Source organism: Corynebacterium sp. LK2510, assembly GCF_040946405.1.
In the GTDB taxonomy this organism is placed as follows: Bacteria; Actinomycetota; Actinomycetes; order Mycobacteriales; family Mycobacteriaceae; genus Corynebacterium.
In genome coordinates this window covers 167,795-193,227 of sequence record NZ_JAYWLR010000001.1, presented here as the reverse complement: position 1 = coordinate 193,227, position 25,433 = coordinate 167,795, and the positions used below count along the sequence as shown (strand labels likewise).

At 64.3% G+C, this 25,433-nt stretch carries 24 protein-coding genes and 7 tRNA genes; 11 read left to right on the top strand and 20 right to left on the bottom strand.

Annotated features, from left to right (window positions below):
* Positions 1 to 2 precede the first annotated feature (2 nt).
* From secD to VVR41_RS00850, 16 genes are all read right to left on the bottom strand, one after another.
* Positions 3 to 1,823 (bottom strand): protein translocase subunit SecD, encoded by a 1,821-nt coding sequence (gene secD, locus VVR41_RS00925; protein WP_368523213.1) that lies wholly within the window; start codon positions 1,821 to 1,823, stop codon positions 3 to 5.
* Between the two features lie 177 nt (positions 1,824 to 2,000).
* Positions 2,001 to 3,077 carry a Holliday junction branch migration DNA helicase RuvB gene (gene ruvB, locus VVR41_RS00920; protein ID WP_368523212.1) on the bottom strand — a complete coding sequence of 359 codons (1,077 nt, stop codon included), beginning with the start codon at positions 3,075 to 3,077 and terminating at the stop codon, positions 2,001 to 2,003.
* Between the two features lie 17 nt (positions 3,078 to 3,094).
* Entirely contained in the window at positions 3,095 to 3,703 is a 609-nt protein-coding gene (gene ruvA, locus VVR41_RS00915; protein ID WP_321100805.1) for a Holliday junction branch migration protein RuvA, read from the bottom strand.
* Positions 3,703 to 4,257: a crossover junction endodeoxyribonuclease RuvC gene (gene ruvC / locus VVR41_RS00910; protein ID WP_321100807.1), complete on the bottom strand. Its 555-nt coding sequence runs from the start codon at positions 4,255 to 4,257 to the stop codon at positions 3,703 to 3,705. Before ruvC ends, ruvA begins: the two co-directional genes overlap by 1 nt.
* Positions 4,258 to 4,395: 138 nt before the next feature.
* A complete protein-coding gene (locus VVR41_RS00905; RefSeq protein ID WP_368523211.1) occupies positions 4,396 to 5,151 on the bottom strand; it encodes a YebC/PmpR family DNA-binding transcriptional regulator in 756 nt (251 codons plus the stop codon).
* Positions 5,152 to 5,338: 187 nt separating this feature from the next.
* The gene (locus tag VVR41_RS00900; protein WP_368523210.1) at positions 5,339 to 6,211 is read right to left on the bottom strand and encodes an acyl-CoA thioesterase; all 873 of its coding nucleotides are present in this window, start codon (positions 6,209 to 6,211) and stop codon (positions 5,339 to 5,341) included.
* A gap of 59 nt (positions 6,212 to 6,270) precedes the next feature.
* Positions 6,271 to 6,741 (bottom strand): hypothetical protein, encoded by a 471-nt coding sequence (locus tag VVR41_RS00895; protein ID WP_321102801.1) that lies wholly within the window; start codon positions 6,739 to 6,741, stop codon positions 6,271 to 6,273.
* Entirely contained in the window at positions 6,742 to 7,842 is a 1,101-nt protein-coding gene (locus VVR41_RS00890) for a glycosyltransferase family 4 protein (RefSeq protein ID WP_368523209.1), read from the bottom strand. It abuts the gene before it with no gap.
* A 6-nt stretch (positions 7,843 to 7,848) separates the two neighbouring features.
* On the bottom strand, positions 7,849 to 8,769 hold the full coding sequence (locus VVR41_RS00885) for a phosphatidylinositol mannoside acyltransferase (protein WP_368523208.1): 921 nt from the start codon (positions 8,767 to 8,769) through the stop codon (positions 7,849 to 7,851).
* A gap of 6 nt (positions 8,770 to 8,775) precedes the next feature.
* Positions 8,776 to 9,414 carry a phosphatidylinositol phosphate synthase gene (gene pgsA, locus VVR41_RS00880; protein ID WP_368523207.1) on the bottom strand — a complete coding sequence of 213 codons (639 nt, stop codon included), beginning with the start codon at positions 9,412 to 9,414 and terminating at the stop codon, positions 8,776 to 8,778.
* Positions 9,407 to 9,976, bottom strand: coding sequence for an HIT domain-containing protein (locus tag VVR41_RS00875; RefSeq protein WP_321102809.1), 570 nt, complete (start codon positions 9,974 to 9,976; stop codon positions 9,407 to 9,409). Before VVR41_RS00875 ends, pgsA begins: the two co-directional genes overlap by 8 nt.
* Positions 9,977 to 9,995: 19 nt before the next feature.
* Complete coding sequence (gene thrS, locus VVR41_RS00870) at positions 9,996 to 12,080, bottom strand: threonine--tRNA ligase (RefSeq protein ID WP_368523206.1); 2,085 nt, start codon at positions 12,078 to 12,080, stop codon at positions 9,996 to 9,998.
* Positions 12,081 to 12,194: 114 nt separating this feature from the next.
* On the bottom strand, positions 12,195 to 13,454 hold the full coding sequence (locus VVR41_RS00865) for a Dyp-type peroxidase (protein WP_368523205.1): 1,260 nt from the start codon (positions 13,452 to 13,454) through the stop codon (positions 12,195 to 12,197).
* A gap of 42 nt (positions 13,455 to 13,496) precedes the next feature.
* Positions 13,497 to 14,090, bottom strand: coding sequence for a copper chaperone PCu(A)C (locus VVR41_RS00860; RefSeq protein ID WP_368523204.1), 594 nt, complete (start codon positions 14,088 to 14,090; stop codon positions 13,497 to 13,499).
* A gap of 58 nt (positions 14,091 to 14,148) precedes the next feature.
* Positions 14,149 to 14,781 carry a copper resistance protein CopC gene (locus VVR41_RS00855; protein WP_368523339.1) on the bottom strand — a complete coding sequence of 211 codons (633 nt, stop codon included), beginning with the start codon at positions 14,779 to 14,781 and terminating at the stop codon, positions 14,149 to 14,151.
* Between the two features lie 247 nt (positions 14,782 to 15,028).
* Positions 15,029 to 15,100, bottom strand: a tRNA-Val gene (locus tag VVR41_RS00850).
* Positions 15,101 to 15,412: 312 nt separating this feature from the next.
* On the opposite strand from VVR41_RS00850, the gene VVR41_RS00845 reads away from it, so the two are divergent.
* From VVR41_RS00845 to msrB, 9 genes are all read left to right on the top strand, one after another.
* Positions 15,413 to 15,488, top strand: a tRNA-Gly gene (locus VVR41_RS00845).
* Between the two features lie 22 nt (positions 15,489 to 15,510).
* Positions 15,511 to 15,582: transfer RNA gene (locus VVR41_RS00840), tRNA-Val, on the top strand.
* A gap of 34 nt (positions 15,583 to 15,616) precedes the next feature.
* Positions 15,617 to 15,692: transfer RNA gene (locus VVR41_RS00835), tRNA-Gly, on the top strand.
* Positions 15,693 to 15,734: 42 nt separating this feature from the next.
* A tRNA-Cys gene (locus VVR41_RS00830) sits at positions 15,735 to 15,808 on the top strand.
* Positions 15,809 to 15,824: 16 nt separating this feature from the next.
* Positions 15,825 to 15,896, top strand: a tRNA-Val gene (locus tag VVR41_RS00825).
* Between the two features lie 30 nt (positions 15,897 to 15,926).
* A tRNA-Gly gene (locus VVR41_RS00820) sits at positions 15,927 to 16,002 on the top strand.
* A gap of 55 nt (positions 16,003 to 16,057) precedes the next feature.
* A complete protein-coding gene (locus tag VVR41_RS00815; RefSeq protein ID WP_368523203.1) occupies positions 16,058 to 16,714 on the top strand; it encodes a dihydrofolate reductase family protein in 657 nt (218 codons plus the stop codon).
* 31 nt (positions 16,715 to 16,745) lie between these two features.
* A complete protein-coding gene (locus VVR41_RS00810) occupies positions 16,746 to 18,032 on the top strand; it encodes a glycosyltransferase family 87 protein (RefSeq protein WP_368523202.1) in 1,287 nt (428 codons plus the stop codon).
* Positions 17,977 to 18,399: a peptide-methionine (R)-S-oxide reductase MsrB gene (gene msrB / locus VVR41_RS00805; RefSeq protein WP_321103547.1), complete on the top strand. Its 423-nt coding sequence runs from the start codon at positions 17,977 to 17,979 to the stop codon at positions 18,397 to 18,399. Before VVR41_RS00810 ends, msrB begins: the two co-directional genes overlap by 56 nt.
* Before the next feature lie 35 nt (positions 18,400 to 18,434).
* Here the strand turns inward: msrB and hemQ are convergent, their stop codons facing one another.
* Positions 18,435 to 19,145, bottom strand: a complete 711-nt coding sequence (gene hemQ / locus VVR41_RS00800) for a hydrogen peroxide-dependent heme synthase (protein WP_368523201.1) — start codon at positions 19,143 to 19,145, stop codon at positions 18,435 to 18,437.
* A gap of 170 nt (positions 19,146 to 19,315) precedes the next feature.
* Here hemQ and VVR41_RS00795 point away from each other — a divergent pair, with 170 nt between their 5' ends.
* Positions 19,316 to 19,918 (top strand): DUF3000 domain-containing protein, encoded by a 603-nt coding sequence (locus VVR41_RS00795; RefSeq protein ID WP_409338257.1) that lies wholly within the window; start codon positions 19,316 to 19,318, stop codon positions 19,916 to 19,918.
* 3 nt (positions 19,919 to 19,921) lie between these two features.
* A complete protein-coding gene (locus tag VVR41_RS00790) occupies positions 19,922 to 21,124 on the top strand; it encodes an HRDC domain-containing protein (protein ID WP_368523200.1) in 1,203 nt (400 codons plus the stop codon).
* On the opposite strand, the gene dxs is transcribed toward VVR41_RS00790, so the two are convergent.
* From dxs to VVR41_RS00775, 3 genes are all read right to left on the bottom strand, one after another.
* Positions 21,114 to 23,033, bottom strand: coding sequence for a 1-deoxy-D-xylulose-5-phosphate synthase (gene dxs, locus VVR41_RS00785; protein WP_368523199.1), 1,920 nt, complete (start codon positions 23,031 to 23,033; stop codon positions 21,114 to 21,116). The genes VVR41_RS00790 and dxs overlap by 11 nt on opposite strands.
* Positions 23,034 to 23,157: 124 nt before the next feature.
* Entirely contained in the window at positions 23,158 to 24,420 is a 1,263-nt protein-coding gene (locus VVR41_RS00780; RefSeq protein WP_368523198.1) for a class I SAM-dependent RNA methyltransferase, read from the bottom strand.
* 38 nt (positions 24,421 to 24,458) lie between these two features.
* On the bottom strand, positions 24,459 to 25,361 hold the full coding sequence (locus VVR41_RS00775; protein WP_368523197.1) for a DUF3710 domain-containing protein: 903 nt from the start codon (positions 25,359 to 25,361) through the stop codon (positions 24,459 to 24,461).
* Between the last annotated feature and the right edge of the window lie 72 nt (positions 25,362 to 25,433).

The following is a 25,433-nucleotide window of genomic DNA, read 5'->3' as shown; positions in this document are numbered from 1 at the left end:
GGTTACTTCTCCTCACCGTGGGTGTCGGCTGCTACGGGGGCTACAGGCGCTGCGGTGGGCGCTGTCCGAATAGTGCGCGCAGTGCGCTCCTCGTCCGCGAGACGGAAGATCTTGCCCAAGCCATTGACGGAGGGTTTCGACCAGAACTTGCTTCGCGACGCCAGCACCATCAGCGGTGCAGTCACAAGGAACGTGACCAGCAGATCGAAGACCGTGGTCAGACCCATGGTGAAGGCAAAGCCCTTCACGTCACCGACTGCGAGCAGGTAGATGGTCACGGCGCCGATCAGCGTGACCATGTTTCCTGTCACGACGGTCGCCTTTGCGCGGTCCCAACCGTGCGCAGTTGCAGAGCGGAACGTCTTGCCCTTACGTAGCTCATCCTTGATGCGCTCGTAGATGACCACAAACGAGTCGGCGGTAGTGCCGATACCGATGATCAGACCGGCGACGCCGGACAGGTCGAGCGAGTACCCGATCCACCGGCCCAGCAGGACCAACGTGCCGTAGACCAGCACACCGGCGACGACAAGGGTGGCGAGCGAGATCAGGCCGAATAGGCGGTAGTAAGCGAAGACGAACAACGCCACCAGCGCGAGACCGGCCAGACCCGCGTACATACCGGCCTTGAGCGATGCCAGACCGAGCGACGGCGGAACCGTCATGGCCGTACCGCCCGGCTCGCCGTTTTCACCGGCGAACGACAGTGGCAGCGCACCGTAGCGCAGGTTGTTGGCAAGCGTCTCTGCCTCTGCCTGGGTGAAGTTGCCCGTGATTGAGGTAGCCGAACCCGGAGGGGTCGCTCCCTGGATGACCGGAGCCGAAATCACCTGGGAGTCCAGCGTGATCGCAATCTGCCGACCGAGCATGTCGCTGGTGAGCTGCGCCCACGTCTGCGAACCGTTCGAGTCTCCACCCTGGCTAAAGGCGAAGCTGATCTCCATCTGCGAGCTTTGCGGGTTGAATCCACCGGTAATCGGGCGCGAGGTGTCGATCTGGTCGCCGGTAAGCCGCTGGCCGGCCTCGTCGGTCTGGCCGTTGAGCAGCGGGACTGCGTCGAGAAGCATTGGCTGACCGGTTGTGGAGTCGCAGGCCACGAGCGGCGCGTCCGTCTCGTCGGTGCCCGCCAACGGGTCGGTCTGCTGGGTAGAGCACACTCCCGACATCAGGGCCAGGGAGGCATACTGCTCCGTCGGGTCCTGCGACTGCCGGGTCTCACGCAACATGTCGATCGTTTCCTGGCGGCGCTGCGCGGTCTCGGCCGGACCGTCTGGCGCATCGAGCGGCTCCGCGTCGATGGTGGGGGCCTCGGCACCCTCACCAACGGCCTGAGCGGCGACCGCCTCAGCCGTAGCCTTCGGGATCACTCCGTAGCGCACCCACTGGTTCGCGGTCTCCTCCAGCGCGGTGGGCAGCTGCGCCGGATTTACCGCGGGCGGGTCGAGCACCGGGCGGAACGCGAGCTGCGAGGTCTGTCCCAGGTTGCGAACCTCGGAGGTGTCGTCTCCGGCAGCGGTGATCACCAACGTGTTGCCATCGACAACGACGGACGCACCGCTGACGCCCATACCGTTGACGCGGTTTTCGATGATGTTCCTCGCATCCTCGAGCTGCTCACGGGTCGGCTCGGCGCCCTGCGGCACAAGGGTGACACGGGTTCCGCCCTGCAAGTCAATGCCGAGCTTCGGGGTTGCGGACCTATCGCCTGTGAAAAACACGAGGCCGTACACAAGCGCGACGATGCATGCGAACAGGGCGAGGGCCTTTGCGGGCCACGTCCTTTTCGCACCTGTCTCGCCGGGACGCCGGTTACTAGCGGACACTGAGGTGACTCCTCTACATCAGAACTGCACAATGAGCCTTCCACCAAGCCCGGTGACGGCATGGCGAGCACGCAGGGCCTGGCGGAAAGAGCACAACAACGGGTCATGGTACGGCATCGACCGCATGAACTGAGCCCTGCCCCACTGTGAACCCGTGCAAAGAACCCGTGTAGAGAACTAGTGCAGGTTGAGTTGGCCCGGCGCCTCCGGTGGCGGTGCGAGCCCGAGATGGTGCCAGGCGGCTGCAGTCGCAACACGCCCACGCCCCGTCCGGGCCATCAACCCAGCGCGGACCAGATAGGGCTCGCAGACCTCTTCGACCGTGGCGGGTTCCTCACCCACAGCGATCGCGAGGGTGTTGACTCCCACCGGCCCACCGCCGTGTCCACGGATCAGTGCATCGAGCACTGCCCTATCCAACCGGTCCAGGCCAGCCTCGTCCACGTCGAACACATCGAGCGCAGCCTGAGCCGCCGGCACATCCACCCGGCCCGAACCATTCACGTCCGCCCAGTCACGCACACGCCGCAACAGGCGGTTCGCAATTCGAGGTGTGCCACGAGACCGCGAGGCAATCTCCACTGCGGCATCCGGGTTGATTTCGACCCCGAGGATGCCCGCGGCGCGCGTGATCACGCGAGTGAGGTCATCGACGTCGTAAAACTCCATCTGGGCGGTAAACCCGAAGCGGTCGCGCAGCGGACCAGTCAGCATTCCAGCCCTCGTCGTAGCGCCGACAAGGGTAAACGGAGGGATCTCCAGCGGAATTGAAGTTGCACCCGGACCCTTGCCCACGATCACATCGATGCGGAAGTCCTCCATCGCCATGTAAAGCATTTCTTCGGCGGGACGGGCAATCCGGTGGATCTCGTCTATAAAGAGGACATCGCCCTCCATCAGGTTCGACAGCATCGCCGCAAGATCTCCCGCCCGCTCGAGGGCGGGCCCTGAGGTCATGCGCAGTGAGGTGCCGAGCTCCTGGGCAATGATCATGGCCATCGTGGTTTTGCCCAGCCCGGGCGGGCCCGAGAGCAAAATGTGGTCCGGGGTCACGTCGCGGCGCCGCGCCCCAGCAAGCACGAGATTGAGCTGCTCGCGCACCTTCGGCTGCCCAATGAACTCCGTGATCGACTTCGGACGCAGGGACTTTTCGACGTCGCGCTCCTCGGCGTTCACTGTTGCGTCGACAATCGAAGCGTCGGGGCGTGCATACCCTGCGGGCAGCGAAAACTCGGTCTTTTCGACGTCGGACATGCGCTACACCCTACCGTCTACTTCTTGCCCAGCTGGGTCAATGCGGCGCGCAGCACCACCGAGGACGACTCCTCCGGGGACTGCTCGATGAGAGCTTCCACCACCGGGCGAGCCGATTTCTCCGCAAACCCCAGCCCGACGAGAGCCTCCACCACCTGCTCGGTGACGAGGGTGGTGCCGGCAGCCGCGGGGGTTGCGGCGCGCGCCCCGCTTGCACCCGCCGCGAAGCCTTCGACTTTGTCTTTGAGCTCAAGTACGACACGTTCCGCCATCTTCTTACCCACGCCTGGGATCGCTTGGATCGCTTTGGCGTCACCGGCGGCGATGTGACCGGCAAGCTCGCCAGGCTCGAACACCGACAGGCATGCCAAGGCCAATTTTGGGCCAAGCCCCGTCACCGACTGCAGCTTGTGGAACATCGAGCGCGCATCCGCATCCGAGAAGCCGTACAGGGTCATCCCGTCGTCCTTGACCACCATCGCGGTGAGCACACGCGTGCGCTCCCCACGGACAAGCCTGCCCAAGGTCGGAGGTGCCGCGAGGAAGCGGTAGCCCACACCGGCGCACTCGATCACGCCATGATCCAGCCCGATGCTGAGGACCTCACCGTGCAAAGAATCGATCATTATGTCCTCCTGTTGTTGTCAGCAAGCTCGCGCGCCGCACCGGCCAGCTGCGCACTGCGGGCAATCAGCGGAGCGCGCCAGCAGTGGCACACCGCGATGGCGAGTGCGTCTGCGGCATCCGCAGGTTTCGGCGGCTCTGCCAGCCCGAGGATGCGGGTAACCATCGTGGTCATCTGTTTCTTGTCGGCGCGGCCATTTCCGGAAATCGCTTTCTTCACTTCCGACGGGGTGTACATATCCACCGGGATGCCCCGCTCCGCAGCCGCGAGGATGAGCACCCCAACGGCGTGAGCGGTGTGCATCACAGTAGAGACGTTGCCGCGCTCGAATATCCTTTCCATCGCGATCACGTCCGGCTGATACTCGTCTATCCACTCCCGGACAGCAGTGGACAACCGCAGCAGACGCTCCGAGATCTCCGCCCCCGCAGGGGTGCGAACGACCCCGACCGCAATGGGGATAACCTGCCTTCCCCTGCCCGCCTGCACCACAGAGAGCCCGCACCGCGTCAAACCAGGATCAATGCCCATGACTCGCAGGCCCTCCAAGTTCATCGGACACCTCCTTAACCTGCCACCGTAGACCAATGCGCTAACACATATGTTCTACCACACCCAGAAGACACCAGCCGCACTCTCCCGATACGCCAAACGCCCCGCCCGGTTAGGGCGAGGCGCTGACGCGAGCGCAGGCTAAGCCTCTTCGAGCTGCTGCGCTACCTCATCAGAGATGGACATGTTCGTGTAAACGTTCTGCACATCGTCGGACTCCTCGAGCGCGTCGATAAGCTTCTCCATCTTCTTCACTCCCGCGATGTCCATGTCGACCTCGACCGAAGCGCGGAAGTCCTGCTCCGCGTCCTCGACTTCGATACCCTCAGCAACGAGTGCGTCGCGCACGGCGTGGAGATCAGTGGGGGCGCAAATGACCTCGAACATTTCACCGAGGTCGTTGACCTCCTCGGCACCGGCGTCGAGCACAGCACCGAGGACATCGTCCTCGGCCAGCTCGCCCTTCTGCACGGTCACCACACCGGTACGGCTGAACATGTAGCCGACGGAGCCGGACTCGCCGAGGTTGCCACCGTTCTTCGACATAGCGGTACGGACCTCAGTTGCCGCGCGGTTGCGGTTGTCCGTGAGGCACTCGATGAGAACGGCCACTCCATTGGGGCCGTAACCCTCGTACATCACGGACTCCCAGTTCGCACCGCCGGCTTCCTCGCCGGAACCGCGCTTGCGGGCACGCTCAATGTTGTCGTTGGGAACCGAGGCGCGCTTGGCCTTAGCAATCATGGTTTCAAGCGTCGGGTTGCCTGCCGGGTCACCGCCGCCGGAGCGTGCCGCCACCTCGATGTCCTTGATCATCTTGGCAAACATCTTGCTGCGCTTGGCGTCGTTTGCAGCCTTCTTGTGCTTGGTGGTCGCCCACTTTGAGTGGCCTGACATGTCAAGCTCCCCTTTCCCGTTGCTGGTGCGCCGCACGCGAACATTGGCCGTTTCGGGCCTGGCTGACCCCGCGGGGTCTCCTGCAGCGCGCAGGTGTTATGAACAGGGGCCAATTATACGTGGGGCCCACAACCAAGGTCGCGTCGCATTGGGCTTGGCACAGCCTGCGCACTCCTTTGGGCAAGCGCTACTCCGGGCGCGATCCGTTCGCCACAGGCACAGAGGTGGCTCCCTCACGCAGGTCGCGGGTCAGCCCCTCCTGCATGCACACCGCCACCAAGTTGCCACGCTCGTCGTAGATCTTGCCCTGGGCCAGTCCCCGCCCGTGGTGTGCAGAGGGCGAAGACTGGTCATACAGCAGCCACTCGTCGGCGCGGAACGGGCGCACAAACCACATTGCATGGTCGAGCGATGCCAACTGCACCTTGTGGCCGGGGTGCGGCACGAGAGCTGTGTAGATCAGGGTCATGTCCGACATGTAGGCAAGAGTGCACACGTGGAAGGTGTCGTCATCAGGAAGCGGGACCTTCGACTTGAACCACACCAGCTGCTGGCCGGCGGAATTGGCATCGGGTTCAAAGGATTCCGGCGGGACCTGGCGCACATCCCAGTCAGACCACTCCTTGGCCAGGCCGAGCATCGTCGGGGCCAGCGTCTGGTCCGCGGGAAGGAGATCCTCGGGACGTGGCACCTGGCGCATGGGGTCGAAATGCTCCGGTCCGGAATCCCCCGTGGCGTGGAAGCTGGCTTGCATGGAGAAGATCACCTCCCCGTCCTGCACCGCTTCGACAGTGCGGGTAGAAAAACTGCGTCCATCGCGGGGCCTGGAAACCTTGTAGACAGTCTCGGCGCTCGCCACCCCACCGCGCAGGAAATAACCGTGGAGTGAGTGCACCCGCTTGTCGCTGCCCACCGTGCGCGTCGCGGCGACCAGCGCTTGGCCGGCGACGTGCCCACCGAAGGTGCGCACAAAAATCTGCGACTCCATGGCCCGACCGCGGTAAAAGTCCTTATCAATGCGTTCGAGGTCGAGCACTGCTTGAATCGTCGGGGTAGCCATGGACGATAGGGTAGCGCTTTGCGACGATCCCCGGTGGAGGCCCTGTTTGTGTGTGCAGGCTAGGGCACGTCAGGCATTCTCGCTACCTCGGGCAGTGCAGCCGTACCGCCGAGCTTGAGTGCCCGCACAAGCGGGTGGAGGCGCAGCGCCCGCGTGTCGCCAACCGCCTCGTTGTAGAACCGTAGTGCGAGCAACACCCGGGTGTCGGCCTCGCGCATGTCGCCGTCACTGCCAGTTGCCGATTCTGTAGCGCTGTCGTCTGGCACACGGGCTCGCAGTTCTGCGTCCGCCCGAAGCCGGCTATCGAGGTCAGTCGGGCGCAACGGTATGTTTTCGACCGCCCGCGCCGCCGGACCGAGCCGTTCATGGTGCGCCGCGATCACGGCGCAGCGCCGGTCAAGCGCCGCCTGCAGCGCGTCGCGCGAGCGGTCAAGGCGGATGTGGAGGCGGTCGAGCCGCTGCGCGGTGAGCACCGCCCAGGCGCACACCAACGCCACTGCCGCAACCAGCACAACCCACACAGCCGTCACCTACCCCACCCGGACCTTCTCGTTGTGGGAGACCGTTTCGTAGACGGCCAAAATCTGGTCGGTCACAACAGCCCAGTCGTAGTGAGCGGCGCGCGCGGCGCCGGCCTGAGCGAGACGCTGCCTGCGCGCGGGGTCATCGATTAATGCTCGCAACTCGTTGGCGAGCGCGGCTGCGTCCCCCGTCGGGAACAGGACACCGGCTGGATTGGCCTGATCGGCCGCGCAGACGGCCGCGAACGCATCGAGGTCGCTGGCGACAACGGCGCAGCCCGCTGCCATTGCCTCGACGAGCACGATGCCGAATGATTCACCACCGGTGTTCGGGGCGACGTAGATATCCGCTTCACCCAGAATGCGTGCCTTGTCCTCGTCGCTGACTCGCCCGACAAAGTCCACCCCGGGCGCGCTCGGGTGGTCTCCTCCCCCGATCACTGTCACCCGCACATCTCGGCCGAGCATTTCGAGTGCGTCCAGGAGGATTCCCAACCCTTTGCGGGGCTCGGCGAGGCGGCCGAGGAACGCGATGTGTACCGTTTCGCCGCGCCGCGCTTGCGGCTGAGCGCGGCGCGCGAAACGACCGGTGTCAACGCCGTTCGGAATCACAACCGGGTCGGTGCCCACCTGTTGGACCTGCCAGCGCCGCGCCATTTCACTGACAGCGATGCCGCCGCGGATCTTCTCCAGACCGATGCGCAAGGTGGGAAGCGCCGCCCGCAGGGCGAGCGACGACTGCGCCGAGGCGTGGTAGGTGGCCACAATCGGGCCCTCCGCAGCGAGCAACGCGGCCAGTGAGTAACTCGTCGCGTTGGGCTCATGTATATGCAGCACGTCGAAGTTGCCGCCACGAATGAACTTCCTCGCGATCATGCGCACCTGGGGCCCTAGGGCGAGCCGCGCCACCGAGCCGTTATAGGGCAGCGGCACGGCGGGACCCCCGCGGGTCACCCAGTCGGGCAGCTCTCGGGTGCGGCCTGCCGTCGCCGGGCCAAGAACGTAAGCGTCATGGCCCCGACTGCGCAGTGAATGCGCTAAATCAAGGACATGGGCTTGAACCCCACCAGGTTCATCAAAGGAGTACGGGCAGATGAGTCCCACGCGCATGGACCGTCACCGTCCCTTTGTCAGGCGCCGCGGCGTGGCCGGGCGGTCGGCGGGCCACATCGGCTGGAGCATGTGCCAGTCCCGCGGATGGGCAGCGATGTTGGCGGCAAACAGGTCCGTAACCCGCTGCGCGGTGGCACCGACCTCGGTCACCTCCACTTCCGGTTCCACCTTCATGCCCCATCCCGGGCTGCGGTGAGAACCCGTGCGCTCCGTAAACCACGTGTGCGCGACGAGCAGGCTCGCCCCCGTGCGTTGGGCAAGCGCCACCGAACCAGCAGGGATCGTGGTGCGCTCGCCGAAGAAATTGACCTGAATCCCGGTACCTTTCAGGTCGCGCTCCCCCATCAGACAAACGACTCCGTTGCTGCGCAACACCTCCTCGAGACGTTCGCGCGGCGGTGTCGTGCCGCCTGCGTGCGGCAGCACCTCGAAGCCGAGGGAGGTGCGGTAGTCGACGAAGGCGTCGAAAAGCGCCTCGGGGCGCAGGCGCTCGGCGACGGTGGTGAAACCGCCGTACGTTGCGGCCGCCCATACCCCCGCCATGTCCCAGTTTCCCGAGTGCGGCAGAGTCAGCACCACGCCGCGGCCGCGGTCGAGCGCCGCGTCGATGTGGTCGCGGCCCGCAATAGCCTCATCGAGCCTGGCCAGCAACGCCGGATCACCCGCCAACCTCGGCAGCTGGAAGGCCTCACGCCAGTAGCGCGCGTAGGAGCGGACCGAATCCCGGACGAGAGCACGCGTGACGTTTTCCGCGCCCACCACGCGGGTGAGGTTGCGCCGCAGGGTGTCCATGCCGCGACCGGAGTGGGAGATCGCGTCCGCCCCGGCGTCGAAAAGCAATTCGGCAACCCGCGACGGCATGGCCCCGACGACCTTCCATCCCGCCAGGTACGCCGCAGTCGTCGCTGTGTCCCGCACATCCACGTCTAACTACCCCGATCCCTCGGGCGCGGCGACGGGAGCCGTGGCGCGCGGATCCCGGGCGGCGGCGAGCAGGCGCTGCGCCACCGTCACGGTGGAACCGGCGACAAGGATCCAGAGCGCAACCTCGATGGCGAATGCGACGCCCATACCCTCGAGTGCCAGTCCGACGAGCGCGATGATGAGACGCTCCGGGCGCTCCACAAGGCCACCAACGATGCGGATGCCACCGGCCTCACCACGCGCCTTGACGTAGCTGGTCACCTGCGACAGCACAAGGACGATCAGTGCGGCCACCACCGTTACGACGGAAGCATTATCGACGTAGACGAGCCACACAACCATCGCCCCAAACAGGGCGCCGTCCGTAATTCGGTCACAGCTCGCATCGAGAGTCGCACCGAACGCGGTACCGCCTCCCCGCAGCCGCGCCATTGTTCCGTCGATCATGTCGAATGCGGCCAGGACGAGCGAGAGGACAGCCGCCCACACCAGGTGGTCCTGCGGGATGAGCAGCACGGCCGCGGCCACTGTCGCCGCGGTGCCGCACACCGTCGTCGCATTCGGGGTCAGCCCGACCTTGAGCAGGGCTCGCGCAACCGGTTCAACGACGACCGCGGCGGGCTTGCGCCCGTGGACGCTAAGCATCGTCTCCCCCTTCCCGGCGGGCGGAAGCGACGTCCTTCCAGCCTTCGGCAAGCACCTCGCGGGTCTGCTTAAGCAGCTGAGGCAAGACCTTGGTCCCACCGATCACCGTCATGAAGTTCGCATCCCCCGCCCAGCGTGGCACGACGTGGAGGTGGAGGTGATCGCCGACCGATCCACCCGACGCCTTGCCCAGGTTAAGACCGACGTTGATCGCCTCAGGACGCGACACGTGCTTGAGGGTGCGCACGGCGAGTTTGGCAAAAGACATCAGCTCCGCCGTCTCCGCGTCGGTGAGATCCTCCAGGTTCGCGACCTTGCGGTACGGCACAACCATGAGGTGTCCCGCGTTGTATGGGTACAGGTTGAGCAGAGCGTAGACCGTCTCGCCACGTGCGATAACGAGCCCGTCTTCGTCACTCATCTGAGCCGCCGCGACGAACGGATCGCCGCGCCCATCACGTCCATCACTTGTCGACGCCGCCGCAGAGACGTAGCTCAGCCGGTAGGGCGCCCACAACCGCTCGAGGCGGTCGGGCTCACCCGCACCGGTGTCCACGTACATCGAGGCGCCTTCTTCCCCGCTACGCCCGCCGGGCAGCAATAGCTTCCTCGCTCGGCTGGTCGTTGCGCTTGTCATCAACCCACGCGGAGATGATCTCCACTGCTTCGTCAACAGGCACGCCGTTGATCTGGGTGCCGTCCAAGAAGCGGAAGCTCACTGCGCCAGCTTCCACATCCCGCGCTCCTGCAAGCAGCATGAACGGGACTTTGCCGGTGGTGTGGGTGCGGATCTTCTTCTGCATCCTGTCGTCGGAGTAGTCGACCTCGGCACGCAGCCCGCGAGCCTTGAGCTTTGCGACGACATCCGCCAAGTGCGGCGCGAAGTCATCCGCGACCGGGATGCCGACAACCTGGCGCGGAGCAAGCCATGCCGGGAATGCGCCCGCGTAGTGCTCGAGGAGCACGCCGAAGAAGCGCTCGATGGAGCCGAACAGGGCGCGGTGGATCATGACCGGGCGCTGCTTGGTGCCGTCCGAGGCGGTGTACTGCAGGTCGAAACGCTCCGGCAGGTTGAAGTCGAGCTGCACGGTGGACATCTGCCAGGTGCGGCCGATCGCGTCGCGCGCCTGGACGGAGATCTTCGGGCCGTAGAACGCCGCACCCGCGGGATCCGGGACGAGTTCCAGACCGGACTTTTCCGCAACCGACTGCAAGATCGACGTCGAACGCTCCCAGATATCGTCGTCGCCGATGTACTTCTCCGGGTCCTTCGTGGAGAGCTCCAGATAGAAGTCGTCGAGGCCGTAGTCCTGCAGCAGCGAGATGATGAACTCGAGGACGCTGGTCAGCTCGTCCTCGAGCTGGTCTTCGGTGCAGTAGATGTGGGCGTCGTCCTGCGTGAAACCACGGGCGCGGGTCAGTCCGTGCACCACGCCCGACTTCTCGTAGCGGTATACGGTGCCGAACTCGAACAGGCGAAGAGGAAGCTCGCGGTACGAGCGCCCGCGCGAGTCGAAGATGAGGTTGTGCATCGGGCAGTTCATCGGCTTGACGTAGTAGTCAACCGCCTGCTTGGTCACGGTGCCCTGGTCGTCGGTCTCACCGTCGAGCTTCATCGGCGGGAACATGCCGTCGGCGTACCAGTCGAGGTGCCCGGACTTCTGGAACAGCTCACCCTTGGTCACGTGCGGGGTGTTGACAAACGAGTAGCCCGCCTGGATGTGGCGCTGGCGGGAGTGGTCTTCCATGGCCATGCGCACGATGCCGCCGTCCGGGTGGAACACCGGCAGACCAGAGCCGACCTCGTCCGGGAAGGAGAACAGGTCCATCTCGTTGCCGAGGCGACGGTGGTCGCGCTTTTCTGCCTCGGCCAACATGGTCAGGTACTCGTCGAGCTTCTCCGTGGACTCCCACGCGGTACCGTAGATGCGCTGCAGGCCAGCGTTGTTCTGGTCGCCGCGCCAGTAGGCAGCCGAGGAGCGCGTCAGCGCAAACGCAGGGATGTACTTGGTGGTGGGCACGTGCGGGCCGCGGCACAGATCGCCCCACTCGACCTCGCCGGTGCGCGGGTTGAGGTTGTTGTAGTACGTCAGCTCTCCTGCGCCGACCTCGGCCGCCTCGTCGGAGTTCGGGTCGACGTTGCCTTTGTCGTGGACGAGTTCAAGCTTGTACGGCTCATCTTTGAGCGACTCCGCGGCAGCGTCGGCTGAGTCGTAGACGCCGCGGGCGAACTTCTGGCCCTGCTTGATGATCTTCTTCATTCGGCGCTCGATGGCCTTCAACGCATCCGGCGTAAACGGCTCAGCGACGTCGAAGTCGTAGTAAAAGCCGTCGTTGATCGCCGGGCCGATGCCCAGCTTCGTGCCGGGGAACTCCGCCTGGACGGCCTGCGCGAGAACGTGGGCGCAGGAGTGGCGGATAACGGAGCGCCCGAGCTCGGTGGACGCGGCCACCGGCATGAACGTTGCCGCCTCATCCGGGACGTAGGACAGGTCCTTCAGGTTTCCGTCGGCGTCTTGCACGACGACAACCGCGTCCGGGCCCTTGTTCGGAAGCTCGAGCTCGCGCATCGCCACCCCGACGGCTGTTCCCGCCGGAACCTCAAACGGCTCGAAAGTGTGGGCAGGCTGGGCGTTGGCGTCAATGTTGTCGGTTGCGTCGGCCATAATGGTGCGCTCCTTTGCGCTTACGGTGTTCGACATACCTGGCCGCACACCTGTGTTGTCGTGGATTCCTACGGCACCCGCCCCGGCATGTCGGGTCAGATACACGCGGTGAGTTTACCCCGGCTGCGAGTTCAGGACCGTCTCGCCCCAATAGGAGTCTCCGTCCCGTCCCGCCGATGCTGGATCGCGGGTCCCGGGTGGCACCCAGTACACGGCGGAGCCGATATGGGTTATCCACGCGTTGAGGCGATCGGAAGCGTCCAGGCGCTGGAGCACCGGGGTGAATTGGATGTCTGGGTTTCGCTGGTAAGCGATGAAAATGAGGCCGGCGTTGCTGAGGTGTTCCGACCCCGGCTCGGGAGGCAGGTTGTAGTTGTAGGGGCGCCTTTTGAAGCGCTGCTCCGGGTGGTCCGCGGGTGGCATGGCGCGGGCCATGTGGGAGCCCCGGTCGATGACCGGCAGGCCGTAGTCGTCGGTGGCGTCCATGTCGGGGGCGGTGAACTCGTCGCCGCCGGTGAGCGGGGCGCCGTCGACAAGCGAGCGCCCGATGGCCTGCTCCCGCGACGGTCGATCGAGCAGCTCCCACGTATCGAGGTTCATGGCGATGCGCCGCACCACCATGGAGGTGCTGCCGGCCATCCCCGCAGGTTCGTCGATCCACACCTGCTCGGCGTACTCGTCGGCGCTGCGTGGATTGACTGTTCCGTCGACCTGGCCGAAGAGGTTGCGTGGAGTGCGGCCTTTCGGGATCGCGCCGAAGGCGTTCATGAACCCCTGCTGCACCCACATTGTGCGCGCGTAGTCCATCCCGCTGCGCGTCATGTGGCGCATCGCCCAGGCGCACATGACGGGATCGTCGGAGCAGATCTGCAAGACAAGATCCGTCTGGGACCACTCGGGGCGAAGCTCGTCGCGCGTCAACGCCGGGATGTCGTGGAGCCACGCAGGTTTCGCCCCGGGCGCGGCGATGTCGAAGATGCGTTCGCCGAACCCAACCGTGATGGTCAGGTTCGCAGGCCACTCGCTCATCTCGGGTTCGAGCCCGCCCAGCGGAGCGCGGCCCGAACACAGGGCGCGGGCATCTTCTGTCCACACACGCATCAACCGCACGACCGCTCGCTTGTCGACGCCCTCCTTAAGATCGAACCCCACAAGGTTGATGCTCGCCTGGGTTGGGGTGTCCACTCCCGCCTGGTGTTCGCCATCGAACTCGACAACGGCATCGGTGAGTGGTTCGGCGTTGGTGGCCGAGCTGGTGCCTTCTCCCCCGCTTGCTTCGCCCGAGGTGCTTGCTCTGTCTTCCGCGCACGCGGCAAGCGCTGCCGCGGACGCGACTGAGGTACCGGCGATAAACGCCCGCCGTGTCACTGCCATGGCGTCGCTCTCCTGCCCGGTGCCGGGTCCATCTTTTGCACCCTACTGCTGTTCGCGGTCTGCATGGTCGGCGTGGTCGGCGTAGTCCTCGTGGCCCGGGATCATCGTGCGCACTGCCACACCAGGGATGCTGATCTCGGCGCCGTCTGCCGTGTCCAACGTGATGTCGACTGTGTCACCGGCGGGAATCTCCGGGGCGTAGTCAAGGATCATCATGTGGTCCCCACCGGGGCCCAGCTCACGCGTCCCGCCCGCGGGAATCTCGAATCCTGTCTCTACCGGACGCATGGTGCCGTCGACAGTTTCGTGCAGCTCGTAGCGGGCCTCACCCAGGGACGTGGTAAAGCCCGTGATGGTGATCGTCCTGTCCGAGGTGTTGCGCAGTGTGCCGAAGATGGCCGTCATCGTCATGGACGGGTCTGTCTTCGCCCGCACGGTTGCATTGTCAAGCACCACGTCGCCGGCGCCCTGCGTTGCCGCAGGGGCAACAGCGTCGCTTGTCACTGATGGTGAAGGTGCAGTCTCTGACGACGTGGAAGCCGAGGAGACCGTAGAAGTCTCAGAGCTCGGCGCAGTGCACGCAGAAATGCCGATGCTTGCCGCGACAACGGCGGCGAAGAGAGGAAAGTTACGCATCGTGGTTTCGTCCTTCCTGAGGTGTGGTTGGCATGGTGTGTTGGCGAGCAGCGGACCGCTAGCGGCGCACCTGCTCCGACGAGCCCGCCGGTTCCGCAGGGCCTGCGTTGCGGCCACGCTTGCCCAGTGCCGCAATCGCCGCAGCGGCCACAATCACGACACCCGCGCCGACTGAAAGCCACGTCACCCACGTCGACGGGGAAGCGTTTGTGTTGTCGGTGGACTCAGCGGGCACGGCAGGGCTGGCAGGTTCGCTCGCCGTCGGGGCCACCGCAGATTCTTGGGCGGTGGACTCAGCGGGCTGGAAACTAAACGAGGTCACACCCTTGGTTGCGTGCCCATCCGAGGAGATGATCTGGAATCCAACTTGGTAGGCACCCGGTGCTGGCTCGAGGTCGTCGGGCACGTCAAGAATGACGTCGCGGCCGTCAAGGTACGGCTCACCCGAGTACACAACTTCACCGGAGTCGGCGCTACTTACGGCGAACGTGTTGAATCCGTCTTGGACCTCGCCGGAAAACGTCAACGCGATGGTGGAGGGAAACTCCTGCACCACCTCCCCTTCTGCTGGCCGAGCATCGACGACGGCGTCGTGGGCGAGAGCCTGCGGCACCCCGGTCCCCACGACCAAAAGCGCAGACACAGCGGCCGTGGCCGCGAACGTGAGTGGGGTGGACAGGTGCGGTGGCATGGTCACCGAATCACTCCTTAGCGTGGACGTTTGTCCTACTGGACTGTTCATTGTCAGACAAGTTAATAGTCGGTTAACCACGCTATCGAGTTCCCCAAGCCCCCGCTGGGGTTACATTCCTCACACCGGGTCAGGACCCCCTGTGGGTTAAGGTGCAGAAGGTCCACGTCCCCTTTTGTGTCTTACCCCCGGCCCGGTTCACACGAAAAATCGCCTCGGGTGAATACCCCGGGGCGATTTGTTGATGTGGTCCTAGCTGGGATCGAACCAGCGACCTTTCCGGTGTGAACGGAACGCTCTTCCACTGAGCCATAGGACCTTGTGCTGCGAGAAAACTCTACACCGCCACAAAGGCTAGCGACGAATCCGCTGGTGATCGACCACTTCAAGCGCGTTCCACCAGATGCGCCGCGAAGCTCCCAGCGAAAGCGTCCGCCAAGGCGCTTGCCGATCCACCTCGAGACCCCACCTAGGCCCGCACAGCGCAAAGTATCCGGCGCCCGCCATAAAGAAGGGCGACGCGAAACGGCGGTTGACCTTTCGATTTGGCCATTAAGCGCCGTGCGGATAATGTTTACTCTCGCGTAACACAGAGATGCCAGACCGGCAACGGCGACATCAAGTTGCGTGTGCGGATGTAGCGCAGTTGGTAGCGCATCACCTTGCCAAGGTGAGGGTCGCGAGTTCGAGTCTCGTCATCCGCTCCAAGTTCCTCGAGAACTTGATTAGGCGCGTTTAGCTCAGCGGGAGAGCGCTTCCCTGACACGGAAGAGGTCACTGATTCAATCCCAGTATCGCGCACAGAGGGTTCACCCTCTTCAACCAAATAGTGAATGCGGATGTAGCGCAGTTGGTAGCGCATCACCTTGCCAAGGTGAGGGTCGCGAGTTCGAGTCTCGTCATCCGCTCCAAGTACATTCCGGCTTAGCCGGGTACTTTGGAGGTAACTCCACGGTGGATTGGTCGAGTGGTTAGGCAACGGTCTGCAAAACCGTGTACACGGGTTCGATTCCCGTATCCACCTCCAAGCCATCAGGCTTCCTGCGCGATTAGCTCAGCGGGAGAGCGCTTCCCTGACACGGAAGAGGTCACTGGTTCAATCCCAGTATCGCGCACAGAGGGTCACTCCTCTCAAACCGAATAATGCGGATGTAGCGCAGTTGGAAGCGCATCACCTTGCCAAGGTGAGGGTCGCGAGTTCGAGTCTCGTCATCCGCTCCATTTAGACGTAGCAGCCCCGCCCGGGACCACCGGCGCGGGGCTGTAGTCTTTGCGCATGGACGTCTCGCACATCATCGGCACTTCTTCTGACACCCACGAATTGCGCGCGGTCATGGCCACTACGCTGCTCGGATCCTTTACCCGGGGCGGCACCTCCGGCCCCCTCGGCAACACCAACGACGCCGCGCTACTGGCTGGCCTGCGCGCGTGGTCCGACTGTGTGCTCGTCGCCGCCGGCACAGTGCGCGCAGAGAACTACGGCTACTCGGACACCCCGATGTCGATCGTCTCTACGTCCCTCGATGTCGATGCGGGTAGCGAGCTGTTCCACGGTCACGTCCTCGTGCTTTGTCCCGAAGCCTCGCTTTACGACGCCTCCCTCGCCCCGCGCCGCGCAACACTCATCAATGCCGGCGCGCAGTTGATCTCCACCGGCAGAGGCTCAGCCGAAGAGATCCTCAATGCCCTCCACGAGCACGGCTACGCACACATCAGTTGCGAGGGCGGCCCCAGCCTGTATAGCTCCCTACTCCAAGCTGACCTCGTGGATGTGCTCCACCTGACGATTGACCCCTCGGTCAGCGACGCCGACGGCCACGGCGGCCTCAACTTCGAGGGTGACAGACCGTTTCTGCACCGCTTCCAGCTCGAAGCTGTGGAATCAGACGCCGAGTCCATGTTGTTCTGCCGCTACCGCCGGGCACGTCCCTAAACCAGCCGACCTTCTCGGTACGGTATGGGGCGTGAATACAACCCGACTCAGCCAGGTATGGACCTGCTCTGCCCCACCCGCGGCGCCGCGCGACGAGCGCCTATTGCGTGCCGTAAACGCCGCGGCGTGGCCGTTTGCCATCCTGGCGATAGTCCACCGGCTCCTCGTCCTCGCGTGGGCGGGTTCCGTCACCGACGACTTCACCACCGTGTGGTCCGCGGCTCGGAGATTCGTCGAGCGTGTGCCGGTGTACAACGAGGTCTACGAGTACGTCGACCCCCATTATTTGTACAGCCCGGGCGCGACACTGCTCCTTTCACCGCTCGGGTTGCTGCCCAGTGCAGAGGCCGCCCGCCCCGGGTTTGTCCTCCTCAACGCGGTGGCGATTATCGTCGCCGTCGCCTGGCTGGTGCGCCGCAGCGGGTTTTCGCTGTCGCATCCGCTCTTTCCCGTCTCCCTGGCAGCCGCGTTTCTCACCGAGGCGGTGACCAACACGTTGGTGTTCTCCAACATCAACGGCGTGCTCCTGCTTGTCCTCGTCGCTTTTCTGGTTGCCCTCGTTGACTCACGCCAGTGGCCGGCCGGTCTTCTGCTCGGGGTTGCGATTCTGATCAAGCCGATGTTCGCGCCGCTGATTGTCTTGCCGCTGATGCGATTGCAGTTGCGCGCCGCAGTGGCCGCCGTTGCCGTACCCGCCGCCATGAACCTGCTCGCTTGGCCGATCACTCCTGGAGTCGCGGAGTACACGGACAGACTCGTGCCGTACCTGGCCCAGACACGCGACTACGCAAACTCGTCGCTTGCCGGTTTCGCCGTGTATTTCGGTATGCCGGCCGCGATCCACGCGGTGTTCTTCATCGTTTTCGCGGCCTCAGTGGCCGTCGCGGTCATCGGGTTGGCGCGCTTTCGCTACAGCGATAGTTGGCTCTGGGCGTGCACGAGCGCAGGCGTGCTGATCGCGGGCGTCTGTTTGTTGTCCTCGTTGGGCCAGGCCTACTACTCGCTGATGCTGTTTCCTGCCATCGCCACCGCCGCTGGGCGCAACAGTCCCCTCCACCTGCCCACGACGTGGCTGGGAATACTGCTGTGCCTAGTTCCGTTGACGTGGAATAACCCGGCATTCGGCAGCGCGAGCAGCTGGATTGGGACCTTTCTCCCCACCGCGGGCTGGGCAGTTTTCCTCATCTCGGTCGCAACGTGGGCGGGGATCTTCGCATTCAATGCACCTACAGCGGATTCGACAACACGTAAGGGAGCGGTTCATGACGGACATCAATTACACCGGTTGGACGGAAGATCAGTGGCGCGAGAAACTTAGCCCCGAGGAATACCACGTCCTGCGCGAGGCCGGGACTGAACGACCGGGCATCGGTGAGTACGTCACAACGAAAACCGAAGGCGTCTACCGCTGTCGCGCGTGTAACGCTGAGCTGTTTCGCTCAACCGAGAAGTTCGATTCACACTGCGGCTGGCCGTCGTTTTTCACCCCGCTGGCGGGTGATTCCGTCATCGAGCGGGAGGATCGTTCGCTCGGAATGGTGCGCACTGAGGTGCTCTGCGCCACCTGCCACTCCCACCTCGGCCACGTCTTCGCCGGCGAAGGCTACAACACACCGACCGACCTGCGCTACTGCATCAACTCCATCTCCCTCACGCTCGAAGAAAAACCGGTCGAGGGCCGCTAGGCGCACTCGACCGGTCATTTCCCCGGAAGTTTCCGCTACGGCAGGATCTCAACGACCTCGCCGATGTCAGCTACGCGGCGGCCGGTCTGGAACGGCAGCTCCTCACGCACATGCAAGCGCGCCTCGGTGTAGCGCATCTTGTGCATCAGGTCCTCAATGCGAGCCAGGTCGGAGGCTTCAAACGCGAGCATCCACTCGTAATCGCCGAGCGCGAACGACGCCACGGTGTTGGCACGAACGTCGGCGTGGTTTACCGCGGCGCGGCCGTGTTCCGCAAGGATGCGGGCGCGCTTTTCCGGTTCCATGACGTACCAGTCGTAGGAACGCACGAACGGGTAGACGGTAATCCACTCCTGCGGAGGTTCACCCATGATGAAAGCGGGCAGATGCGCCTTATTGAACTCAGCCGGGCGGTGCAGGCCATTGCCGATCCATCCAAGCTCGAGACGCTGTCCGAGGGAGGTGGTGCGGCGGAAATCGGCGAGAGCCTTCTGGATCTGCTCGAAGTTTTCGGCATGCCACCAGATCATCATGTCGGATTCTTTGCGGGTGCCAGTGACGTCGTAAATGCCGCGCACCGTGACCTCGCCCGCTGCCTCCAACCTTGCGAAGAACTCCTGCGCTTCAGCGATAATCTCACCGCGCTCCGAGCCGAGCGCCCCTGGGATAGCGCGGAAAGTCACCCACTGGGTGTAGCGCTGCACCTTGTTGAGTTCCTCGAAGTTGATGTTGCTCCCGTCGGTCATACGACCGTCTCCTTTCTCACCCGCGTCGGCGGGCCGATCCAACTAAAGTACGAGTTCGGTGACGCCGCTCAGTCTAGTCACACCACCTGGGTCTCCGGCGCGCCTCCCCCTATGTGGACCGCAGGAAAGATAGTTTGTTCGTCGTGACGAATTCCGACACCTCCTCCCACTTGTCCGGCATCGCGGCGTCCCACGGGGACTCGACCGGTACGCCGACGGAGTTCACCGCGGCCGCGGAGTCCATGCACGCAGCACGGTTGCGTCCTGAGATCACTCTCGGGGAGATTCGCCCGCCCCAGCGCCCAGCTCCGTTCAGCCACGCCGTGGGCCTGGAAGTGACCCGCTCTCTCGACGAATCTCAGGTGCCGGTAGACTCTGAAGGCGACGCATTTGGACGTCTCATCCTCCTGCACTCTCCCGACGCGGAAGAGTCCTGGGAGGGCTCCATGCGCTTGGTCGCCTACATCCAAGCAGATATGGACGATGCAGTCGCCTCAGACCCATTGCTTCCCGACGTCGCTTGGCAGTGGCTGAACGAATCCCTCACGGAAACGGGTGCGGGCCACACCAACCTTGGCGGCACGGTCACGTCCACTGCGTCCGTTCGGTTTGGGGAAATTGGCGGCCCCCCGCGCGCCTACCAGCTAGAGATGCGCGCCTCCTGGACCGCTGACGGAATCGATTTGTCCACCCACGTGGAGGCTTTCGCGCGAGTCTTAGCCCTTGTCGCCGGGTTGCCGCCTGAGAATGTCACCGAGCTGCGCGCCCGCTAGACCGTGGCCACCCACCCTCCGTACGACGTCGCGGATTCACCTGCCGCCTTTGAGCAAGTAGCCGCGAGGTTACTCCGCGGCCGTGGCCCCTTCGCGCTCGACACAGAACGCGCGTCTGCCTACCGCTACGACGACCGCGCGTTCCTTATCCAGGTGCACCGCCGCGGTTCAGGCACCTTTCTCATTGCGCCCGAGGGGCACCGCGACGACGTCGAACGCATCCTCGCCCCCGTCCTCAACGGGCAAGAGTGGATCCTCCACGCTGCAGGAGAAGACCTGCCTAGCCTGGCTGCACTCGGGCTTTACCCGGGTGTCCTCTTCGACACCGAACTTGCTTCTCGCCTGGCCGGTTTCGACCGTCCCAACCTCGCAGCGATGGTCGAATTCTTCACTGGCGTGACTCTGGCCAAAGGCCACGGCAAGGAAGACTGGTCGGCCATTCCCCTACCACCGTCGTGGCGCACCTACGCGGCCGAGGATGTCCTGTATCTTTTCGCCCTCGCCGAAGGGCTGGCAGAGTACCTCGACGCCGCGGGCAAACTGGAGATCGCAGAGCAGGAATTCGCCCACCTAGTGCGCAGCTCCAGCGATTGGTCGCGCGCCGCGCGCCGGACGTGGCGCGAGTCGAAGGGCGTCTCGGCACTGACTCGCCCACAGGAACTGCAGGTGGCCAGGGCCGTGTGGACCGAGCGCGACGAACGCGCGCGCCGCTCGGACACGGCACCTGGTTCCATCCTGCCGAACCGGGTGCTCATCTCCATCGCACGCGCCCAGCCGACGTCGTCGGCTGCCGCGGCCTCCATCTCAGGTTTTCCCCGGAAGCGCCGCGGGGCCGCGGAAAAGTGGTCAGCGGTGGTGCGGCGTGCTCTTGACGAGTCTCCGAGTACGTGGCCAACCCGTGCCCCGCGCACGACGGGTGCGCCGCCGAAGAAGATGTGGGAGCACAAGGACCCGCAGGCGTGGGCTGCCCTCATCCGCGCACGCGATGCGGTGCACGCTGCAGCGACGCAACTCAACATTCAGCCGGAAACGGTGCTCGCTGCGTCGGTCCTACGGGAAACTGTGTGGGCGGCGACACGTTTGCCTTGCACCCCCGATACACACTCCATTGCCCTCGAGCTGGCTGGCCACGGTGCTCGTCCCTGGCAGGTGGAGATCACGGCGCCGCTGATCGCCGCAGCGCTAAACGTCCCTGCTACTGCGTAGCGATCGTCTCCACCCAGCCACGCAGTGATTCTGCCGCTGAAGCGGAGTCAAGCCCGTGGTCAGCAAGCAGCTCGGAACGGCTAGCGTGTTCGGGGAAAATGTCCGGAAACGCGAGGTGACGCACCGGAGTGTCGACCTCCGCGGCGGATAGCGCTTCTGCGAACGCGGAGCCGACACCACCACGAATGACGCCGTCTTCGTACACGACGACGAGGTCTGCGTCCACGGCGGCGTCGATAAGCTCAGGCTTGATCGGGATGACCCAGCGAGGGTCGATCACGGTGACCTTGATGCCGTCGTTCTCAACCGCGTGGGCGACCTCGATTGCCTGCTCAGCGAGGGACCCAACAGCGACGAGAAGAACGCTGAACTCGTCCTCGGATACTTCGCTGCCCGGACGGTAGAGCACATCGGATCCGCCGGAGAGCCGCTCGAGTGCCGGGACGGCCTCTCCGACGTCCCCCTTCGGGAAACGCACCACAGTAGGGCCGGTCTCGACCGCGATGGCCTCGCGGAACTGTTCGCGCAAACTCTCAGCATCGCGAGGCGCGGCGATGCGGATGCCCGGGATGACCGAGGTGAGCGCCATGTCCCATACGCCGTTGTGGCTCGGCCCATCATTGCCGGTAACACCGGCGCGGTCGAGCACGATCGTGACAGGCTGGTCAATAAGCGCGACATCCATCAGGACCTGGTCGAACGCGCGGTTGAGGAACGTCGAATAGACCGCCACGACGGGGTGCAGCCCGCCAAGCGCCATTCCAGCTGCCGATGTAATCGCGTGCTGTTCCGCAATCCCGACGTCGAAAAAGCGCTCCGGAAACTTCTCGGCGAATGGTGTCAGCCCCGTCGGCCCGGCCATCGCGGCGGTCAGCGCCACGATGTCATCACGCTCGTGCGCCGCGAGAAGCAGCTCTTCAGAAAAGATTGAGGTCAAACCTGGCGCGGCGGCAGTCAACGCCTCACCTGTAACCGGATCGATAACCCCGGTCGAGTGCATCTGATCGGCGATATTGTTCACTGCCGGAGCGAAACCGTGGCCCTTCTCCGTAACCACGTGGAGCACAATCGGGCCATCGAAGCGGCGAGCGTACTCAAAAGCTTGCGTCAAGGCCTTGAGGTCGTGTCCCTCGATCGGGCCGACGTACTTCATACCGAGGTCCGGGAACATTTCGGTGGGCACGACCTGGGCTTTGACGCCTTCTTTGAGAGCGTGGAGTGCCTCGAACGTGCGCTCCCCGACCCACCCCATGGATTTCAGAGTGCGCTTGCCGGACTCCATGACCTCGTCGTAACCGGGCTGAATTCGAATCGCGGCCAACTGGCTGCGCAGGTGGGTGAGATTGTTGGCAAAACCACCGATGGTCGGTGAGTAGGACCGGCCGTTGTCGTTAACGACGATAACCACGTTCCGGTCACCATCAGCGATGTTGTTCAACGCCTCCCAACACATGCCGCCGGTAAGCGCCCCGTCACCTACTACGGCGACGACATTTTCGTGGCCGCGCCCTGCCAAACGCTTGGCCTTCGACAACCCGTCCGCATAGGACAGCGCCGCCGATGCGTGGGAGGATTCCGTCCAGTCGTGCTCGCTCTCCCCGCGAGATGTATAGCCCGACAGGCCACCCTTCTGACGCAGGGTATCGAACTTCTCCGCGCGCCCAGTCAGGATCTTATGCACGTAGGACTGGTGCGAGGTATCGAAAAGAATGGGTTCATCCGGCGAGGAAAATACCGAATGCAAGGCAATTGTCAGCTCAACCACGCCGAGGTTGGGACCGAGATGACCACCCGTCGCGGAGACTTTCTCAATGAGCAGGACGCGAATCTCGTCCGCTAAAGCAGTCAGCTCATCGAGTGAGAGCCCCTTCAGGTCCGCCGGCGACGCAATCGTGTTGAGCAGTCCCACAGCTAGATCAATACTCCTTTAACGATCGGTACCCGAGTCGGTCCGGGCCGGGAAAATCCCCGCGATTCTTCCCAGTAATCTTACACTCCACGCGAATGGCGCAAGAACCAATCAGCTACGTTCTTTATTGTGCGGCCGCGGTCACCGCGGGTTCAAGCAGCGCAATGGTTTCGAAGTGGTGGGTGCCTGGGAAGGCGTCGATAAGCTCCATGCGTGCGACCTTGTATCCCCCCTCACCCCAGAGACCGAGGTCCCGCGCGAAGGTAGCTGGGTCGCAGCCGACGTGGATAATTCGCTCCGGCGCGGCGTTGACCACAGCGCCGATGACCTCAGCGCCCGCGCCGGAACGGGGCGGATCCAAGACGACGAGCCCGGGTTGCTCGAGATCAGCGAAGCCAGCCTCGACCTTCCGATTGTGCTTGACCATGTCCACACCGTCCAGCTCGGCCGTCGATGCCGATGCTGCCGGGGAATAGTCCACTGACTCAACGCGGCCACCGCCAATGGCGCGTGCAATGTACGGCGCGAACACGCCGACTCCTCCGTAGAGATCCCACCCCACTTTGCGGGCGTACGAGCCTGCTCCCCACTCCGCGACAATGGCGGCATAGCGCTCGGGCGCGGCAACGTGAGCCTGCCAAAACGCCGTTGACGGGAAGCTGAAGGTGTACTCGCCGACCTGTTCGGTCACCGTGCCGGAGCCATCGATGACGGTGTCAATGCGTTCGACGCGACGGCCGCGCTGCGCCCGAGTGGTCTCCACGACATGGCGCGTACCAGTGGAATCGAGCACTGCAACGACTTCCGCGCCAGGAGTGAAGGTGCGCGCACCTTCTCCCACGAGGCCTGCGAGAAGCCCCGGCGCCGCCTGGGTACAGGTCACCTCATGCACTACCTCGTTGGATCGCGCCTGACGCAGCCCGGCGCGCCCCGCTGCGTCGACTCCGAGGCGCACACGCGTGCGCCACCCACGCACCGGCTCGAGCTGGTGGGCAGAAAGCGAGGTGTCGAGATCAAAGCCCTCGAGGGCCGCCGAATTGCGAGCCAGTGACGTGAGTTGACCGCGCAAGACGTCGAGTTTGAGTCCGAGCTGCGCCGCGGGCGCAATGTGCGAATAGTCGCAGCATCCTGCGCCCATGGCGGCGGCGGGACAGGCAGGATCAACGCGCATGTCGGAAGCAGCGGTGACCTCCATGAGTTCAGCACGCGCCCAGCGCTTCTTGGACTTGGTTACCTGCGCGGTCACTGTGTCGCCCGGGACGGTTCCGGCGACGAAGACGACGCGGCCGTCGGCGCTGCGTCCGATGCCCTCGCCCCCGTGCGCCATCGCCGTGATTTCCAGGTCCTCGAGAACGAGGCCGGCTCCTGCGGTAGAAGGTGAGGTCATTGGCGCGGGGCCTTTCGTGTCGTCGATGCGTTCGGCCACTACTGCTGCGGCTTCGGGTTGTTGTTGTCGTTGACGAGGTTTTGCACGCCGTTGCTCAACGCGTTCGGGTCAGCCTGGGCTGGAGGCTGCTGAGCGCTTTGCTGAGCCTGTTGCTGCTGGGCGCGTTGCTGCGCGTCGCGCTGCGCAACCGCTTGCTGCACCTGGGCGGCGAGCTGGTTCGGCAGGACTACGGGAAGAGAGTTGCCCGCAAGAATCGGGTCGGTGCCGCGGTAGACGAACGAGCGCGCGACGATGTCGCGGCCCAGCGCAGTCAGCTCATCTTCCTGGCCGGCTGGTGCCGCAAGAGTGAGGCGGTAGAGCCAGCGCGGGCCTTCAACGCCGATGATGCGAATGGTGCCGTTGGTGCCCGTGCCCACGACCTCGCGGCCCCACGGGCCGGTTTCGAAGGTCACGGGCATGCCCTCGGCGCGCATGCCTTCGGCGATCTCTTCGGAGGAGCTTTCCCAGAGTCCACCGGTACGGGGCGCGGCGAACGCGACTGGGGTGGCGCGGCCGTGGCGCGTGACGATGTGGATCATCTTCGGGCCGGTGTCGCCCATCTCAACCTGGACCTGGGACTGCTTCGGCAACGGAATGCGCACAGACTTCAGGTCCAAGGTGACCTGGGAGAAATCGGAGAAGTCGAAATCGCCAATCGTGACGGAATCACCATCGAACGGACCCGTTTGACCGTTAACTGCGTCGTGCGCGATGACCACGGGGGAAGCATCGCCGTGCACGGAGTCCGCCCGCACAGCCTCGGTGCCGGGGTCGGTCTCATTCGCGGAGTTGGCGGCAGACGCCTGTTCCCCCTGCGCTGCCGGAGCGGCGGCCGGAGCGGTGTCCGCAGCCTCGGCGGGACGCTCGTTCTTCTTGTTCTTTCCAAACGGCCACATGGCCATGGTGAATCACCTTTCGTCGCGGTTGTTGTCGTTGTCGCGGGTGCAATAGACCCGACTCTAATGCGGTGCTTA

What these genes read in the sequence shown, in the direction of transcription:
- ruvB (WP_368523212.1), bottom strand. Translation starts at nt 3,077, where the DNA reads ATGTCCGACGTCGAAAAGACCGAGTTTTCGCTGCCCGCAGGGTATGCA.
- ruvA (WP_321100805.1), bottom strand. Translation starts at nt 3,703, where the DNA reads ATGATCGATTCTTTGCACGGTGAGGTCCTCAGCATCGGGCTGGATCAT.
- ruvC (WP_321100807.1), bottom strand. Translation starts at nt 4,257, where the DNA reads ATGAACTTGGAGGGCCTGCGAGTCATGGGCATTGATCCTGGTTTGACG.
- VVR41_RS00905 (WP_368523211.1), bottom strand. Translation starts at nt 5,151, where the DNA reads ATGTCAGGCCACTCAAAGTGGGCGACCACCAAGCACAAGAAGGCTGCA.
- VVR41_RS00900 (WP_368523210.1), bottom strand. Translation starts at nt 6,211, where the DNA reads ATGGCTACCCCGACGATTCAAGCAGTGCTCGACCTCGAACGCATTGAT.
- VVR41_RS00890 (WP_368523209.1), bottom strand. Translation starts at nt 7,842, where the DNA reads ATGCGCGTGGGACTCATCTGCCCGTACTCCTTTGATGAACCTGGTGGG.
- pgsA (WP_368523207.1), bottom strand. Translation starts at nt 9,414, where the DNA reads ATGCTTAGCGTCCACGGGCGCAAGCCCGCCGCGGTCGTCGTTGAACCG.
- VVR41_RS00875 (WP_321102809.1), bottom strand. Translation starts at nt 9,976, where the DNA reads ATGTACGTGGACACCGGTGCGGGTGAGCCCGACCGCCTCGAGCGGTTG.
- thrS (WP_368523206.1), bottom strand. Translation starts at nt 12,080, where the DNA reads ATGGCCGACGCAACCGACAACATTGACGCCAACGCCCAGCCTGCCCAC.
- VVR41_RS00865 (WP_368523205.1), bottom strand. Translation starts at nt 13,454, where the DNA reads ATGGCAGTGACACGGCGGGCGTTTATCGCCGGTACCTCAGTCGCGTCC.
- VVR41_RS00860 (WP_368523204.1), bottom strand. Translation starts at nt 14,090, where the DNA reads ATGCGTAACTTTCCTCTCTTCGCCGCCGTTGTCGCGGCAAGCATCGGC.
- VVR41_RS00855 (WP_368523339.1), bottom strand. Translation starts at nt 14,781, where the DNA reads ATGCCACCGCACCTGTCCACCCCACTCACGTTCGCGGCCACGGCCGCT.
- VVR41_RS00815 (WP_368523203.1), top strand. Translation starts at nt 16,058, where the DNA reads ATGGACGTCTCGCACATCATCGGCACTTCTTCTGACACCCACGAATTG.
- msrB (WP_321103547.1), top strand. Translation starts at nt 17,977, where the DNA reads ATGACGGACATCAATTACACCGGTTGGACGGAAGATCAGTGGCGCGAG.
- hemQ (WP_368523201.1), bottom strand. Translation starts at nt 19,145, where the DNA reads ATGACCGACGGGAGCAACATCAACTTCGAGGAACTCAACAAGGTGCAG.
- VVR41_RS00780 (WP_368523198.1), bottom strand. Translation starts at nt 24,420, where the DNA reads ATGACCTCACCTTCTACCGCAGGAGCCGGCCTCGTTCTCGAGGACCTG.
- VVR41_RS00775 (WP_368523197.1), bottom strand. Translation starts at nt 25,361, where the DNA reads ATGGCCATGTGGCCGTTTGGAAAGAACAAGAAGAACGAGCGTCCCGCC.